At 36.1% G+C, this 16,417-nt stretch carries 14 protein-coding genes and 1 pseudogene; 5 read left to right on the top strand and 10 right to left on the bottom strand.

All coding sequences use genetic code 11. From position 1 onward, the window contains the following. Positions 1-109 precede the first annotated feature (109 nt). Positions 110-294 (top strand): annotated as a pseudogene (locus Ana3638_RS27245) (transposase); the annotation flags it as partial. A 204-nt stretch (positions 295-498) separates the two neighbouring features. Here the strand turns inward: Ana3638_RS27245 and Ana3638_RS12795 are convergent. Further along, positions 499-1,674, bottom strand: coding sequence for an MFS transporter (locus Ana3638_RS12795; RefSeq protein ID WP_161838374.1), 1,176 nt, complete (start codon positions 1,672-1,674; stop codon positions 499-501). 168 nt (positions 1,675-1,842) lie between these two features. Here Ana3638_RS12795 and Ana3638_RS12790 point away from each other — a divergent pair, with 168 nt between their 5' ends. Then, positions 1,843-2,739, top strand: a complete 897-nt coding sequence (locus Ana3638_RS12790; protein ID WP_161838373.1) for an AraC family transcriptional regulator — start codon at positions 1,843-1,845, stop codon at positions 2,737-2,739. Between the two features lie 255 nt (positions 2,740-2,994). Here Ana3638_RS12790 and Ana3638_RS12780 read toward each other — a convergent pair whose 3' ends face one another. The 4 genes from Ana3638_RS12780 to Ana3638_RS12770 form a co-directional block, all read right to left on the bottom strand. Then, positions 2,995-4,083, bottom strand: coding sequence for an ABC transporter substrate-binding protein (locus Ana3638_RS12780; RefSeq protein WP_161838372.1), 1,089 nt, complete (start codon positions 4,081-4,083; stop codon positions 2,995-2,997). 142 nt (positions 4,084-4,225) lie between these two features. Beyond that, the gene (locus Ana3638_RS25195; RefSeq protein WP_246240187.1) at positions 4,226-5,950 is read right to left on the bottom strand and encodes a type 1 glutamine amidotransferase family protein; all 1,725 of its coding nucleotides are present in this window, start codon (positions 5,948-5,950) and stop codon (positions 4,226-4,228) included. Between the two features lie 166 nt (positions 5,951-6,116). Beyond that, positions 6,117-7,358 (bottom strand): hypothetical protein, encoded by a 1,242-nt coding sequence (locus Ana3638_RS25190; RefSeq protein WP_246240184.1) that lies wholly within the window; start codon positions 7,356-7,358, stop codon positions 6,117-6,119. Between the two features lie 335 nt (positions 7,359-7,693). Next, positions 7,694-8,662, bottom strand: coding sequence for a uroporphyrinogen decarboxylase family protein (locus Ana3638_RS12770; protein WP_161838371.1), 969 nt, complete (start codon positions 8,660-8,662; stop codon positions 7,694-7,696). A gap of 167 nt (positions 8,663-8,829) precedes the next feature. On the opposite strand from Ana3638_RS12770, the gene Ana3638_RS12765 reads away from it, so the two are divergent. Continuing rightward, entirely contained in the window at positions 8,830-9,732 is a 903-nt protein-coding gene (locus Ana3638_RS12765) for an AraC family transcriptional regulator (protein WP_161838370.1), read from the top strand. Here the strand turns inward: Ana3638_RS12765 and Ana3638_RS12760 are convergent. The 5 genes from Ana3638_RS12760 to Ana3638_RS12740 form a co-directional block, all read right to left on the bottom strand. Continuing rightward, a complete protein-coding gene (locus Ana3638_RS12760) occupies positions 9,706-11,298 on the bottom strand; it encodes an ABC-F family ATP-binding cassette domain-containing protein (RefSeq protein WP_161838369.1) in 1,593 nt (530 codons plus the stop codon). The two genes, Ana3638_RS12765 and Ana3638_RS12760, sit on opposite strands and share 27 nt — an antisense overlap. Before the next feature lie 138 nt (positions 11,299-11,436). Then, positions 11,437-11,700 (bottom strand): CD3324 family protein, encoded by a 264-nt coding sequence (locus tag Ana3638_RS12755; protein WP_161838368.1) that lies wholly within the window; start codon positions 11,698-11,700, stop codon positions 11,437-11,439. A gap of 176 nt (positions 11,701-11,876) precedes the next feature. Beyond that, entirely contained in the window at positions 11,877-12,299 is a 423-nt protein-coding gene (locus Ana3638_RS12750) for a CoA-binding protein (RefSeq protein ID WP_161838367.1), read from the bottom strand. Between the two features lie 146 nt (positions 12,300-12,445). After that, a complete protein-coding gene (locus Ana3638_RS12745) occupies positions 12,446-12,742 on the bottom strand; it encodes a hypothetical protein (RefSeq protein ID WP_161838366.1) in 297 nt (98 codons plus the stop codon). Positions 12,743-12,988: 246 nt separating this feature from the next. Beyond that, on the bottom strand, positions 12,989-14,167 hold the full coding sequence (locus Ana3638_RS12740; RefSeq protein WP_161838365.1) for a PucR family transcriptional regulator: 1,179 nt from the start codon (positions 14,165-14,167) through the stop codon (positions 12,989-12,991). Positions 14,168-14,435: 268 nt separating this feature from the next. Between Ana3638_RS12740 and Ana3638_RS12735 the strand changes: the two genes are divergently transcribed. Both Ana3638_RS12735 and Ana3638_RS12730 read left to right on the top strand, forming a co-directional pair. After that, positions 14,436-14,597, top strand: coding sequence for a hypothetical protein (locus Ana3638_RS12735; protein WP_161838364.1), 162 nt, complete (start codon positions 14,436-14,438; stop codon positions 14,595-14,597). Between the two features lie 252 nt (positions 14,598-14,849). Further along, on the top strand, positions 14,850-16,277 hold the full coding sequence (locus Ana3638_RS12730) for a PQQ-dependent sugar dehydrogenase (RefSeq protein ID WP_161838363.1): 1,428 nt from the start codon (positions 14,850-14,852) through the stop codon (positions 16,275-16,277). The last annotated feature ends 140 nt before the right edge of the window (positions 16,278-16,417 follow it).

The raw sequence follows: 16,417 nt of genomic DNA, 5'->3' as shown, positions 1-16,417 counted from the left end.
CCCTTTTTCATTTCCGCGAAAGCAAAGTGAGAATTAACAAGCTTGCTTGCAATAATTCGAACGCGTACGCGAACCGAAGAAACTCGCAAAGCGTGTTTCTTCGGTTAGAGATGCAGAAGGTTCCTTTGGAGATTTCAAACAGGACATGGAATTTAGACGATATCTGAGTAAAGGCACATCAAATGTTCTGGCAGAAAGTACACTTCTAGCGATGGTAAGAAACATAAACAAACTACATAAGAAGATTAAAATGTAAAGACTGAAATGCATTTATTTCCAGTAAAAAGTGCTTAAATTTTAAGTTGTCTAAATAATATTTTGAAGTTCTACATTTAGATTTATTAAGATACTTTATTTTTAACAAACACAACTCAACTCAAGATGAAATAGATGAAAAAAAGTATTTTTAGACAAAAAGGAAGCTGCCGCCTCACGATTTTTCAATCGTCAAAGCGACAGCCCCTGAAATTAATATATTAAATCATTTTAATCCTAATTTTATATAATATTTTTATTTTTTCTTCCACGTATTATCACACCGGATATAATACTGATTGGTATAAAAGCAATCAGCATAGAGACAAATACCATAAACTTTACACTTACCGTATCTGCCAGCGTACCTGCATACAACAGTGAAATTGTCCCAGCCAGGGAACCATAAAAAGCATCTACCAATCCATTTGCCGTAGTCTGATATTTATACTCTATATGTACTCTTACAACCTCACGAGCCGCCGGAATCAGGAGGCTATATGATCCGAATAAAATTACCGATCCGGTTATAACCATCCATGGTGCCGTTGCTATGAGATTAATAACAATGGCAAGAAAAATCATAATCGAACATCCAAATAATCTCTTTTTTGCAGGTATTGCAGCAAAAGCTCCCGAAAAGAAGAAAAGCGTAAATTGTGATATACATCCAATGAAAGAATCTATCCCCTGGATTGCCACATCACCGCCTACTGATTTTAAAACCATTATTTTTAGATTATTGATCGGGGCAATCGCCAGCCCTATAAAAAACATCATAACTATAATCAGAAGATATATGGGAATTCGCATGATTGACATAATGTCTTTCATTGAAATGGAAGTCTTAACACTCTCCTCCACCGGCGAATCCTGTGTTAACAAAGAAATAATAAATGTAATGATTATAAAAACTGTTGAGCAGATTGGCATCAGGAAAAATCCAAACTTACCAATCAACGTACCCATAATCAATATGACAACAGCATACCCGGCACTTCCAGCACTCCTCGATTTTCCATAAAGCACTCCGTCATAATTAATACACTTTAGCATCCAGGTCTCCAGGATGGAACCCATAGGACCAAGCATAAATCCAAATAAACCATATAAAACGGAAAACAAGATGGGATTCTTAAAAAAGTACATTCCCAACTGAAGGAAACAAGCCATGCTAAGACCAAAAAGAAAAACCTTCTTATTCGTTCGGAGTTTGTCACAGACACTTCCCAAAACAAACTGACCTGTAAAAGCACCTGTCATATAAATAGAAACCATGATACTAACTGTACTTTGTGCATAACCCCGTGATAACCCAAAGGCAGTTATATATGCCGCAAATGTTGCAAAAATAGACCAGTATACTGCTTCAATAATTCCAAATCGGATAGCAAGTTGCTTTTTTGTCATAGTTTTCATAAATCATTCATCTTTCTTTTGTTTTCTGTTATGAAATAAGCCGCGTAGCTATAATTATAGTACATGTTTCTTGACGATTCTATCAATTTGTGCTTAAATATAATAACAATCTTTCAGGAATTTATAAAATAATAACAACATTATAGATTAAAAACGGGAGATATTAACATGTCAGATAATTATATTAGAAGTAATTTGAAAGAAAATGTAATCTATACGGATGATAATGGGCTTCCCATAAAGTCTGCCGTATATGCATTATCCCAATTTCCGGGTATGACCGGAACCTGCCACTGGCATAATGAAATCGAAATCATTCTTATCCATGACGGCAGTATGGATTATTATGTTGAAGGGAATACGTACCGATTAGAAAAAGATTCCGGAATTATAGTAAATACGGATCGCCTGCATTATGCAATACCTGTAAAAAGATCAGAATGTATCTTTGATGTACTGTTATTTCATCCCTCTTTACTGACTTCAAACCGTATTATTCATAATAAATATGTCGAACCCCTTCTTAGAGATTCGCAGAATGATGCCATTGTGTTGGATAACTCGGCCATATGGTGCACTAAAAACCGCGAACTGTCAAAAGATATTCTCTCTGTCTGCCGCCAAAAGGAAAACGGATATGAAATGCGCTTACAGAGTATGCTGCCTAATTTCTGGCTGCTTCTCTACGAAAACACCGTCGCAGTTAACGGAACCCGTACCAACATGTCCGTATCCGTAGCATCTATGAAAAGTATGATAGAATATATATACGGCCATTATGCTGAAAAGATTTCACTGGATGATATTGCAGCTGCGGGAATCATGTCCCGTACCAAATGTTGTAATCTCTTTCGTGAAAACATGAATCAGACTCCAATGGAGTTTATCACCAGCTACCGTATTCATAAAAGTATCGAATTACTGGCAGACAACTCCCTCTCAGTCAGTGAAATTGCACAGGAATGTGGTTTTTATGGAGCAAGTTATTTTGCTGAAACCTTTCGCAAGATAACCGGCTTTTCCCCACGGGATTATAGGAAAAGCCTAAAAAACCAAACCCTTTAAAAATACTAACTTATATATTGGTTTCAATATCAGAACTTTTTAGACTTTCTTTTCCTACGCTTTTAATTTTACACCTCCTCTCTGCTTAGTAAAAATCTCTGCAAAGGATATGCAATTACCCCAATCAGGATAAACATAATAATATTACCTGCAGTTGAAAGTCCATAAAATCCGGAAGCATATTGTTTATAAATAACAGAGGATAAAACGTCTGTTGCGAATCCCGGACCTCCTCCGGTCATAACCCATATTAGGTCAAAGCTTCGAAGTCCTCCTATTAATAAAAGAATGATGACGGAATTCATCGCCGGCGATAGCCGGGCAGTTTGCTCCTTTTACGGAAGTTAAGAACTCTAATGCAACCTGAGTATTTCCTTTATCGAAATATGCCTGCATATCCGTTTTTACTGCATCATAAGCATTATCCGGCAGATTGTATCCTTTGATCAGGTATGGACCATCGGGAAGTACTGCCGATGTATATGCATCCAATGCTTCATCCGTTGTATAAAAGTTAATAAAAGCTAAAGCTGCATCCTTATTTTTAGAGCTGTTATTCACATATAAAGATGTCGGCATCCATACGGTAAGTCCGTTATTGTTGGCATCATCTCCAGGAATAGCAAATACTCCGATATCTTTAACCTTATCCGGATATAAGGTGTACATACTGCTTAAACTTTGTGTAAGCATAACCCACTGGCTGCCCTCTCCATTAGCCAGCATATCAACGCCGTCATCATAGGTTGCTGCCAAATAATCCTCATTATAATACTTTTGAACATCCGCCATCTTCTGGAAGCTCTCTAAACCAGCTTTTGTAGTTGCATATTTTGCTTCACCGGCCTCAAATTCAGCTGGAAAATCAGGTTCAGCCGCCAAAATGTTAAAATTATCACCTAGGAATATAAGCTGTGAGGTCCAACTGTCCCCAAACGTACCAATTAAAGCTGTCTTGCCGGCTTTTTGTAAAGTATCACAGTTAGCTAAAAATTCATCCCACGTTTTCGGCACATTTAAATCGAGTTCTTCATAATCCGGTTTATAGTAGAGAATTGCTCCGGCCTGTGCGGATGAAAATGGTACGCCGTAGACGCCCCCATTTACCGTTACAGTGCTTTTATAGGTATCGTCCAGACGTGAAACTGCTTCATCACCCGAAATATCCGTAAAATATTCCGTAGGATTTAATGCGGAGAACATAGAACCGGAATTATAAATACAAATATCTGACATTTTCCCGGAAGCTAAACGGGTTTTTATAATATTATCCCCATCTTTTAAATCCTCCCTTTTTTGATAAATCAAGTTTATCATCATTTTGCTGTTTATAACATGGAGCATCCAGCTATCCCACATGTAAAATTCAGCATTTTATTGAGAGAGGTTTTATTGTGATTTGCTTTTTCCCTGCAGAGACCTTTTATCGTTTGTTTTTCATTCTAAAAAACTTTTATGGTTTCTTTAACTACCAATACTTCTTTCGTTAAATATGTTTCCTAAGTCTTATTTGAGGTGAAATAAGAATCCCAGTTGGTTTTAGCTGATATTCATACGCCCAGCTAGTTCCCGTTGTCCTCCATGCATTCGGCCCAATCCAGCTTTCTGTCTTATTGCAGTTATGAATTGTTCCAAAAGTATTTACACGGTTTCCATATGTAACTATTTGTAATTTATGTACTCCTTCTTTTACGTCTTTCATTTGCAATATATAAGGTGAATAGGCAATATATCCTTTTTCTTCACCATCCAGAAGTACTTTAATAACCGGATTACGGAACTGGGAAACCTGTATTGTAAGATCTCCTTCCATTGTTTCTATCTCAAGGTTATATGTAATATTTCCGCCATAAAAAGGTAATCCCTGACTTGTGATATCTCCAAATCCTATCTTATTCATCGGGGAAATAATCTTTTGGTTGCTTCCGGATACTTTAACACCAAAGTCACCAAGCAGATACATTGCTTCAATATTGGTTCTGGAATTATAAAGTATCTCGACTATAATTTCATTTCTGCCGGCAAAAAGCTCCGGTAATATAATTGTCTTGATGTCACGGTCGGTATACCAGCCGTCAATCGTTTTCTCTGCTTTTATTCCATTTACAGATACGTTTGTTATTTCCGGATTTTCTAATGCAAGTTTAGCTGTTTGGATTGCAACATCCGAAAACACCTCAAATCTTAGAGACAATTTGTGTTCATATCCTTCTTCTTTTTCGTCTACCCAAGGTTGTGCAAAAGCTTCCATTCGAAGCGGGTATCCCAGTTTCTTCCGAAACAGGTTGTCGATTCTTAAGATTTCTTCCCTTGGCTGCCAGTTTTCCTCGTCAAACCGATATTCAGCCAGATCCAACAGGTATACATTTGGTTCACTCAATGTAATAGAAACCTCTGAGGGTACAGTAATTTCCATACTTGCCTTACCCTCAATATAATCTTCATTCATATCTTCCCTGGTTACGTTTACAGCTAAATCCGTTTTTACCAGTTTCAACAGTAAACTGTCATGTTCGAACATTGTTTGAAACAGAATCGTATTATCCCGACTATATTCACATTTGCATTCCCGGGTTTTACCAGTAACAGCATCATAAATAATTGCCTTCCAGGTTCCTTTTATAGTTATAGTAAGTTCTTCTTTTTTAGGAATATCAGGATTACTCATCTTATTTACGTGGGCAAGGAATAACCATTCATTCTCGCCATCTTTACGAAGCTGGTATATGATATTATTTGTTCTGATACCAAGTTCGTTTCGTATATCGATGTCCCTATACTCCTCCAGGGCATTTAATAATTCATAGCGGTCAAAACCTATATTCCTGCAATTCTTCATCAACTCCATAGGTGACTCCGACGGAACAGCATCTACGAGCTTTGGCGTGCCGCCTGTAAATATAACTTTGCCGCCATACTTTACAAACTTTTTTAATCTGCTAAGGGTAGTTTCCCTGATTGTCACACAATTAGGCACCACAATGACATCATATTTCATTTCACCTACTTTTAAGCTGCTGTTTTTAATTGATGTTTCCTCATTTAATTCCGGTAATAAAGACTCTGAGATAAAATCAAAATCAATCAGGCCATAAAGGAGCCATTCGATTAATTTTTCAAATTTATCATCCATTTCTCTCCTGATTCCACCGGTCATTTCCTCCGTACCCCAATACAGCCAGTAGGATTCAATCGGGTGAATCACTCCCACTTTTACCTCACATTTTCCTCTTGTAAGTGCCGTATTAATTCTTGAGAAATAATCTTCAACATAAGGATATTCCTGATACCAGGGGATTGATAACCAATGGCTGCCGGATAATCCCTCTTTGCTTCTCCCGCCATGGAGGTCCAGGTTAGATGGTGAACACGTACGGTTACCCCCAGTGCCGCCTGCCAGTCTCCTTGAAGTTTATGGCCCTGAAGTCAAAATCCCAGTTAGTAACACCATATAGTTCACTTAATACACCGTCTCTTCCATATTGGTGAGCTGCACTTTGTGTCTGTTTAACCGTAGATAATTCTCTTCTGTCACAAAGCATATCAACACCCGGCAGGGTAAATGAGCGGTATGAGCGCATTGCCTCACCCAGTGCGGCAGTCTGGGATTCTAACGTAGGTTCTTCCATCATGTGCCCTGCCAGAAGAATATCATGATTCTTACACCAGCCTCCGACCGTATCGGCAAAAGCATCCACAAAACGTTCACAGATATGATCATGATAATGGTAACGGGCTACAGAATATTGTTCTTCTCCCAATTCCCAGAATAATTCCGGAAGTTGGTCTAATATACTAGTCCCATAAGCCTTCTTAAAAGTATCATCAAAATCATCCGTATAGGGAATGGTAATCTCTTTCCTCTCGGCTGCAAACCCAAGCTTCATTTTATGGGAAAATTGCGGTTCATCTGTAAAAATTGCCGGGATTGTCTTTCCAAACTCTTCCCCCACTTCCTTAAGGTAACTTTCATGGGTTACTTCTACAAATCGTTCTACCGCCTTCTTATCCAAAGTATTTAAATATGCCTGATTATTAAACCAGGGATTATCACCTGATATTTCTAAATAAGCAAACCATTCCTCCTGTCCACTAGGTAAAACCTCATTTTCTTCCAGCCTTTTATAATCGGCCAGATATCCTTTCTCTAACCTAACACCATATCGTGCTAAAAAGGTACGGTTTTCACTTCTCACAGCCTGCCCTGAGGAAGAAAAATTTTGATTCTCTATCTCGTTTTTATCTGATTTATTCGGAGAGAATACCAGATATCGAATACGGTACTTTAAGTCCTTAGTAACAATTCCACCACCTGCCCCGGATGGCCAGCGGTCCTCATCATAAAGCCAGGTCAACATTCCTCTCTTTTTAAATTCATTATTAGAGTATTTTACGAGCTCCATAAAGTCTTTCCCCAGATACGGAAGGTTCATTCCTGTTCTGCAGTGGATATGTCCACCACCCATCCCCATATCCTGTAATGCTTCAATGGTTTTATCCACACTTTCTTTTGTCATCTTACAATTCCACGCCCAAAAAGGGGTTCCCCTGTATTCGGCGGTGGGATTTGTAAATAGATCCTTACTTAATTCAGTTTCTGTTTTTCTTGGATATAACATACCTCTTCCTCCTGTTTAATATTAATTATTTCTGGTAATTTAGAAACAATATTTCTGCATTGTATATGCCATATAATGATTCGTTGCCATAAAATAAAATTGGCTTTTGGCGCTCGAATCATATAATTAATTATACTCTACTCCTTTTTTCTTTATAGATACATGGATTATTTAATTAACCACATGAATAATTTAATCTTTTTTATATACGAAAGGTGCCGTTATAACGACACCTTTCTTTTTAGTTTATTTCTTTAGTGATTGGCGATAAATATTCAGTTTCCACAGCCTGCAGCTGAGCATATTCAGCTTTTACCGGTTCTACATTAACTTCTCTACGATCTGGCAAGCTTATAAATTAAGTCATAAGCAAATTCCAATTCCTCAAAAGTGCAATGGTCTTGTACAAAATGAGTGGTACAGCATAGGAATCGTTTGCCTTTTAACAGCTTAAATACTTTTCTTATTTCGGTTTCTAATTTATCATAATTGCCAAACCCCAGTGTTGATTGTACACATACACCACCAAGAATAGCAAATTTATCGCTATATTTTTGCAGATAGGTTTCATACGACATTCCGGCTGATTCCTGCCAGGGGTGCAGCACATCAAACCCAATGTCCAGAATTCCATCAAGTGCTTCATTTATATTTCCATCTGAATGCAGACTTAAAAATTTACCCGTTTTTTTAACGCTCTCCCCCATCATTTTATGATAAGGCAGAATAAATTCACTAAACATATTTTTGCTAAACATCAAACTATTTTGGGAACCCCAGTCATCAGAAATATGTATCATATCTACGCCAAGCTCTGCCATGATATGATTAAATTTAATATTCCATTCAGCCTGTCTTTTATATACTTCTTTTAGTTCATCAGGATAAAGGATTAAATACATTAAATGGTTCTCTATACCGAACGCTTCATTTAAACATTCAAAAATTCCATTGGATTGCACATAGCAAAAACGGCCTCTATCTTCCCTGTAAAATTTCAGCTGTTCTATTATTGATTTATAATCCTCCATTCGGTCAACAGGCATTAAAGGGATATCCAATAAAACTTCCGGTGTGATTTCAACACCACTGTTTCTAAGTTCATTTAATTTTTCGTTGTTAAAACAACCCGGTCCGCCAAAAAGATGGGCCATATCAAATTCATACCGGTCCTCAAAAGCAGTATAGGTTTTATACTTTTGATTATCCGCCCAGTCTAAATTCCAGGCAATCCAGCCATAAACAGGGGTCCTGCCAGGGTTATTTCCTTTAATGGTTTGCGAAACTAATTCATAAGATTTCATTTAAGCTCCTTTCTGCGTGCCCAACACGTCTCCTAATCAGGACGGTTTCTTTCATTTATTCAAACTAATACCCCTTTCAAATTCTTGCACTTGGAATTAATTTATTATACAATAATGTATAATTTCTCATATTGGGGTATTGGACTTTTTTTAAGGGGTAATTGACTATGCTTGCTTATTATGACACCGGTGAAACGCTTTTTTGTGATTCGGACATTTTTATTAATAAATGCATAACGAAAGAAACGCTGCTTCATGCTCATAGTTATATTGAAATTGCATTTATCTCAGCCGGAAATGGTATTCATAAAATCGGGAATGATGATTTAATTTGTAAAAAGGGAGAAGTTTATATTATAAATCACGATATTCCACATCAGTTTATTGCTGATGAGAACTGCGAATTGGAAATATATAATTGTATTTTTAAACCAATGTTCCTTGATTACTCTATTATTGACAGCAAGAAATTTTACAATATTACCCATAGCTTTCTGCTAAAAATATTAGATGGAGACGTAACCTTTAAAACTCCCAAAATTGCTCTGCTCCCAAAAGATTTTACCTATACTCAAACACTATATGAAGATATGTTAATAGAATACACTATTAAGGATGAGGGTTATATAGAAGTTTTTAAAGCAGATTTAATCAAGCTTATTATATTAATCTTAAGAACGATTAAAAAAGAGACCATTATAAACAACAATGTCTATATAAAAAATGACCTTCTGGAAAAGGCCATTGACTATATTCATTGTAATTACTATAAGGATATCACGATTGAAGAACTTTCTATGATGGCATTTTTAAGCCAATCTCACTTTTGCAGATTGTTTAAAGAGTATTCCGGTATGACGGTAAAAGAATTTACTCAAAAAATTAGAATAAAGGAGGCTTGCATACTTCTGGATAAATCCAATAAGAAGATTGCAGATATAGCCGCTGAGGTTGGTTATAATGATATCAAGTATTTTCTCAGCCTCTTTAAAAAACAGGTTGGAATGACACCAACTGAATATAAAAAACAGAATGATACCACTTTATACAACCGATTGCCGCTTAACTAAATATTCCTGATATTTCATAGGATAAAAATTAACTTTGTTATTATCTATCTCTAATATGGCTGTTGCTATATGAGAGATAAAATAACGGTCATGGGATACAAAAAGTATAGTGCCGTCATATTCTCTCAGGGATTTTTCCAAAGCTTCTTTTCCCCGAATATCCAGATGGTTCGTCGGTTCATCTAATATTAGAAAGTTATCGTGTTTTAACAAAAGTTTAGCAAGTGTTAGTCTGACTTTTTCACCACCGGACAAAATATTTACCTGCTTTAAGGCATCATCTCCACTAAATCGAAAACACCCTAGAGTATTACATATCTGGGTCTTTCCCAGATAGGGATACCTATCCCATAATTCTTCAATTACAGTATTATTGCTGTTAAGTTGTGCAACCTCCTGATCAAAATACCCAATTTCAATTTCTTTTCCGAAAGAATAACTGCCCTTTAGCGGTTTTAAATTGCCAACCAGAGTTTTTACAAATGTTGATTTACCGGTTCCATTTTTACCAATAACAGCTATCCGGTCGCCATTGTAAACCTCTAAGCTGACTTTACATAATTCCTGATTATATCCAACACTTAGCTCCTTAATTATCAATGCTTTCTTAGCTCCTTTAATACGGCTTGAAAAATTTGCATGGAATGTAGAAGTATCTTCCTTCCGCTCTTCTATTACAGTCATACGCTCCAGGTATTTGATTTTTGACTGGGCAAATTTAGCTTTATTTACTTTATATCTGAATTTTTCAATCAATTCTTCCAACCGTTTAATCTCTTTCTGCTGGTTTGCATATTCCTTATTCTGCCTGATAATATCGTCCCTTTTTGTATTTACAAAATATGAATAATTTCCGCTGTATCTAAGAGCCGTACGATTTTCAATTTCATATACGATATCCACAACATTATCAAGAAACATCCTGTCATGAGATACGACTATCACGGCTTTGGGATAATGCTTTACATAACCCTCCAGCCATTCTATCGTTTCCAAATCCAAATGATTGGTGGGTTCGTCTAAAAGCAGAATGTCCGGTTTACTTAATAAAAGTTTTATAAAAGCTAATTTAGTTTTTTGCCCACCGGAAAACTCATTTATCTTTTTCTCCCGGTCAGTAATAGGAAACCCGAATTTTGTAAAAATCGTTTCAATTTCTCTTTTATAAGTGTACCCGCCCATACTCTCAAATCGTTGTAATAACCTCCCATACTTCTCTAAAATATCTTGGTTATAATCTGTTTGCATCAATACTTCCATTTCCTTTAATTTGTTTTCAAAATGGTGTATTTCTTCAAAAGATTTTTCAAACTCGTCTTCAACCGGTATATCTTCATCGGAAAATGCCACCTGTTCCAGATAACCTATGGTACACTTTTTATCGCTTATTATTTCACCGGAATCCCTTTGTTCCAACCCTGCAATTATTTTTAATAAAGTGGATTTCCCACAGCCGTTTTTACCAACTACCGCAATCTTTTCTTTTCCTTTTATCTCAAATGAGAGATTTTGAAATATATCCTGTGAACCAAAAGATTTGTAACAATCTATAATCTGATAAAGCATAATAATCACCTCATAAATTTAATTCATTATTTAAAATGTTATCAATTTATGCGGTCATATGGCAAGTTACTATTTGATACAGGGTTATTTTTTACGAAAAAAGAGGACTTCCCATATTTAGTGGAAAATCCTCTTGCACTATTTTTGATATAATATCTTTCTTATAGCGTGGGTTGATAGGAAATACTTTTCAGAGAGTTCATCAACTGTGATACCGTTTTGATATTCCATAATAATCTCTTTATTTCTTGTCAGTATGGCTGCCTTGCAGCCGGATAATTCTCCCCACTCCTTATGCTTTCCTTCTTTAACAGGAATATAAAGATAATCCCCTTGAACATATTCCTGTAACTCCTTTATCAGGTATTCCGGTAATATTTTAGTTGCGTTTATATAATTCATGCAAGCTCACTCCTTGATATTAAAATTCAAGTTGAAAAGCTGGCATAATGTAAATGCGACTTTTATTACTCCATGCAGTTGTCGCAATCATTTACCAGCTTGCATGGAGTAAGACTTCCGTTCTTTTTTCAATATTCAAATTATCACCGCCTTTGTTCGTTCAGAACAATTAACTTCTACACACCGGCCAGGAACTTGTGAAACTTATGAATTCCATTGCTAAGTAACATCATCGGACAGGCAATTGCCGTCTCAAGACCGGCTTTTTTGCATTCGTCCACATCAGCAGGCTCCACGTCCTTTTTGCTGTGGAATAAGACCCGCTCCACACCGTTTTCTTTCATTTTGGGAATCCACGGTGTAATTTCATTTTTTTCAAGATAGATATACGCGCATTTGGGTACTTTGGGTAATTCGGAAAAACTCTTATAGATTTTTAATCCCAAATCCCCGGAAGCCTTCGGATTAAATGGGTAAACATTAATATCATTCTGCCGGAATGCCGTCATAATCATCTTCATGGAAGGATCATCTTTAAGCGGATAACCCAGAATCAAAACCTCGTTATCACTGAAAAAGTCTTTCGTAAGCTTAGTCATAAATTTACCTCCGTTAGAAATAAAATAATTCATATCGGCATAACTGCAGATAGAAAAGTTTATACTTATTATCATAACGCAAATTTAACGGCCGTCAAGAGCAAATCAAAATAAATATCAATATTTAACAATTTTGACCCAATCAGTTAACTTACATTTCCTTTTTTCTTCTTATTTTTATATGTTATATATGATAATTTAAGTGAAGAAAAAACTCCTACTGCTGCATTACCATAAAAAAATCCCATAAAGATTCCTGCACTTATGTTTCCTTTGTGTGCAATGAAAATTGAAATTATAAGTCCGATGATACTTGCTACCGTCGGAATTAAATAACGCGGAATTGGTAAAGTTACTTTAATAATTTGCGTAACTATTACAACTACAGGTACAGCTATCACTGCATCCCAAAAATTAGTATGAATGATTGGAAATTGTTCCATACAGTAACCCGTTTTATTTCACATCCTTGTCTGTGAAATTGCCACAATTAAAAAGAGTGAAAAAATCACATTGCGGCAACCTTTCTTTATCTATATTTTCTTTCACCCTTACCTAAAAAATGATTGTAAAGATTATTTTAGCAAAAGTGATTCCAGATTATTCATACTAATATTATTTCTTGTAACAATTGATTTTATTTCATAAGCAAACTTCGTATTACAAGAGTAAAGGAACAAAAAATGTATTTAACTCTTTTTCGTCATATCTCTTATATAAAAAGCAACCTGATAAGGAAATAATTCCTCCGTATCACTAAGTTCACACCCCAGAATCCGTTTAATATTCTGTATACGGTAATTCACCGTATTTCTATGGGTAAAAGTATCCTCAGCTACCCGTATAAGACTTCTGTCGTTTTTTATATAACTTCTCAAGGTATTAACATAACTGGTATCATGGGCTTTATCGTAGGCTTCTAAAGTACCTAATGTATCATTGGCATAACTCGTAAGTACATCCGCATCATCAATGGAAAAAAGTATTTTAAAGAAACCCATCTCCTCAAAATGTATCATCTCCTTTCCTGTTCCCATAGACATCCTCATTGCAGTTTTAGCTCTTTTATAGCTTGCAGATAAATTTTCAATAAGTTTAACACCGGGTCCGATACCTAAATGAAAACGCTTTTCTTTTGCAAAATAAGAAAAGCTTTGCAAAATCAATGCCGGTAATTCCATATATTGCTTATCTTTACTATTGTTAAGAATCAGCACAAGAAAATCTTCCATACGAATGAGACCATAAGAAGTATTGATTTTATCGTTTCCTTTCCATAAACCAAATAAATTTTCAAGTTTTATAATCGCCTGATTATAACTTAGTTCATCCTCCATAGTTTTTTTAATACAAATACAAAAAACCTGGAAAGTTCCCTCTATATCATACCTTTCTCCTAACACCTGTCTGATATTTTCTTCTGAGAAACGTCCCTGAATAACTTCCCTAAAGGCATTTCCTATCTTTTTTTCAAATTGCTTCTGATCTATGATTCTCATGCAATAAGCCTGAATCAGTTCAGTTATGGAAATTTCCCAGGGCATTTCAAGCAGTGGAAAATTATGTACCTCACACCAGTTCACCACTTCTTCCGGAATGCTTTGTAAATACATTCCGGTATTTATAATAATACCTGCACATTCACCCTTGGCCATTTCCTGAACTAACTTAAGCAGCCAGCCGGATTGAACCGCTTTCATGCCTGTTGTTATTGCTAATTCTTCTCCGTGGAATCTGGATACAATTGTTTCATCCTCCAGCATGTGCACCCAGCTTACCACCGTATCCATACCGGCTTTACCGGCAGCTATCTTAAGCCGAAACTGTTCCTTTGTTTCTTCATACAGTTCCCAAAAACGTACCGCCATTCTAACCAACCTCCTTTTTTAATAAGAGCTGAAATCGTAAATTATATGGTATATAAATACAATAATCATATTTCTCGGATTACCTGCATTTTATATTAAATTCAGAACTCCGCTGTCATTTTTGTGAACACTTGTTTTGTATTTTTAATACAAATTTTACCTCTATATTCAGACTAGCAGATCATATACAAAAAGTCAACTTTTACGTATAATTAAATCAAAGATAAGAAATAATAATAATGTTATTATAGTGAAGGAGGAGATCTTTATGTATATTGGTAGCACAAATTTGTTTCTGGATATCGTGAAATCTAGTACCAAAGTTCCTGCAAGCTGGATTACTTCTGAAAAATATGAAAACTGCGAAGGATTTTACCAGTATATGGCAGGAAAGCATAACAGACTAAAGCTCTTTCAAAGAAAGAAATAAAAATGTTTAGAATAATATTAAGAGCCTGTAATTGATATGATCCCTCTAAAGTAGGTATAAATACACAAACTACTTTGGAGGGATTATTTTATGTCCCGGATAATTCAAATATTACCATTATAAAAAGTTACGCACCTGTGCAGATTATTTTTCTACAAAAGGATAAAGATCCGCAGCCTAAATTTAGTACTATCAGATTGGTTTTTATCATATTCTTATAAAAGGAGATAATAAGAAGGAGGGTAAATTAAATTGATAAAAGTTAAAGTTGGTTTGCGGCCTATTATAACTAGTATAAATTTACCCACTGTTTTAAAAACAGCAATACTTCCGGATGAAAAGGCCGAAAGATTATTTATTGCAACTCAGGTAGGAGAAATCTTTTACGTAGGGGACGGACGTTTAGAAATTTTTTTAGATATTCGCCAGCGTATCATAGAACTAGGTACTACCGGTGGCGGATATGACGAACGGGGATTGGTGGGTCTCGCTTTTCATCCCGATTTTTGTTATAACGGACTGTTTTATCTTCATTATACAGTAGCCGGAACACAAGGTCCAGGTGCTTTTCCCGGTGCTCCTTCGGAATCTTTTAAGCCTGACCCGTGTGATTCCCGAACCTTAACTCTTAAATGGACAAATAGAGAAAATCAATATGATCATGTTGATACCGTTGAGGAATGGATTTTACCATCGAATGACCGGCCCGAGAAAAGACGGACATTACTTAATTTAAGAAGACCATTTTTAAATCATAATGGTGTCAACAGCTTAAACTTTTCACCTGAAACAGGAAAACTTGTTTTAACGACCGGCGATGGTGGTTCAGGTTACGATCCCTTTAATTTAAGCCAGGATGATATGGAAATTGCCGGTAAAATAATTGAAATCGATGTAAATATGGATACATTTATCGATAATCCACCCATAGTTACTCGTTTTGATGAACTTCCGTTGCTTATTCAGGAAACACTTACGGTAATTGCAAAAGGAGTTCGCAATATACCAGGTATTTCTTATCAAAGATATTATAATCATTATATGAAATATGTAGGAAATGTCGGACAGGATATGGTAGAGTCAATTTTTTCCTTCGTTCCTTATAAACCGATACCGGTTACAGAACTTACCCGGACTTCTTTCAAGAATTCTGAACTTGACCGGGAAGGATTTATTAACTTAGGCTGGCGGGGTTGGGAGGGAGCTTTTCCAACATCGGTTATAAGCGACTGCTCAGCTAATGCGGATTTTAATGAGAAAACAATAGCTTATTATGACGACGCGGTAACATCTTTCGTACATCGCCTTCAGCCCCTTACTAATTATTTTCATGAAGATCCCAGGCCTGATATGTTTGGAGGAACTGCACTTACAGGAGTGCAGCCATATATGGGAAATGAAATCCCTGAGTTAACCGGAAGTGTTGTATTTACCGATCTGGTTCGGAATGAAGATTCTCCGCCGCCGGTTCAAGGGGTTTTAGCTTATACCAGGGTAAGAATGGATTGTAAACCAAATGATTATAGCATTATAGAAACCGATTATAACTTTGAATCAAGGTCAGCTTATTATGTCAGTTTGGGAACGAATCTGGATCAAACCAGGCTATATTTAGGGGTTTATGGTTCAATGAGAGTGGTTGATTCTAACCAGGGAACTATTTTTGAAATTGTTCCCTGATCTGAATGATGTAACTATCTGTGTTTGAACCACCGGTTTTTAAGAGATTTGAACAAAGCAGTATAAAAAGAGACTGCAGGCAGTTGCATAATTTACATGTAACTATCTGCAGTCTCTTTTTATACTGGGGGGATATTCAT

It is taken from the genome of Anaerocolumna sedimenticola (assembly GCF_009931695.1).
In the GTDB taxonomy this organism is placed as follows: domain Bacteria; phylum Bacillota; class Clostridia; order Lachnospirales; family Lachnospiraceae; genus Anaerocolumna; species Anaerocolumna sedimenticola.
Note: the sequence above shows the minus strand (reverse complement) of the source record. Positions and strands in the feature narration are given on the sequence as shown.

What these genes read in the sequence shown, in the direction of transcription:
- Ana3638_RS12770 (WP_161838371.1), bottom strand. Translation starts at nt 8,662, where the DNA reads ATGAAATCTTATGAATTAGTTTCGCAAACCATTAAAGGAAATAACCCT.
- Ana3638_RS25190 (WP_246240184.1), bottom strand. Translation starts at nt 7,358, where the DNA reads ATGTTATATCCAAGAAAAACAGAAACTGAATTAAGTAAGGATCTATTT.
- Ana3638_RS12750 (WP_161838367.1), bottom strand. Translation starts at nt 12,299, where the DNA reads ATGACTAAGCTTACGAAAGACTTTTTCAGTGATAACGAGGTTTTGATT.
- Ana3638_RS12760 (WP_161838369.1), bottom strand. Translation starts at nt 11,298, where the DNA reads ATGCTTTATCAGATTATAGATTGTTACAAATCTTTTGGTTCACAGGAT.
- Ana3638_RS12790 (WP_161838373.1), top strand. Translation starts at nt 1,843, where the DNA reads ATGTCAGATAATTATATTAGAAGTAATTTGAAAGAAAATGTAATCTAT.
- Ana3638_RS12780 (WP_161838372.1), bottom strand. Translation starts at nt 4,083, where the DNA reads ATGCTCCATGTTATAAACAGCAAAATGATGATAAACTTGATTTATCAA.
- Ana3638_RS12765 (WP_161838370.1), top strand. Translation starts at nt 8,830, where the DNA reads ATGCTTGCTTATTATGACACCGGTGAAACGCTTTTTTGTGATTCGGAC.
- Ana3638_RS12745 (WP_161838366.1), bottom strand. Translation starts at nt 12,742, where the DNA reads ATGGAACAATTTCCAATCATTCATACTAATTTTTGGGATGCAGTGATA.
- Ana3638_RS12755 (WP_161838368.1), bottom strand. Translation starts at nt 11,700, where the DNA reads ATGAATTATATAAACGCAACTAAAATATTACCGGAATACCTGATAAAG.
- Ana3638_RS12740 (WP_161838365.1), bottom strand. Translation starts at nt 14,167, where the DNA reads ATGGCGGTACGTTTTTGGGAACTGTATGAAGAAACAAAGGAACAGTTT.
- Ana3638_RS12795 (WP_161838374.1), bottom strand. Translation starts at nt 1,674, where the DNA reads ATGAAAACTATGACAAAAAAGCAACTTGCTATCCGATTTGGAATTATT.
- Ana3638_RS12735 (WP_161838364.1), top strand. Translation starts at nt 14,436, where the DNA reads ATGTATATTGGTAGCACAAATTTGTTTCTGGATATCGTGAAATCTAGT.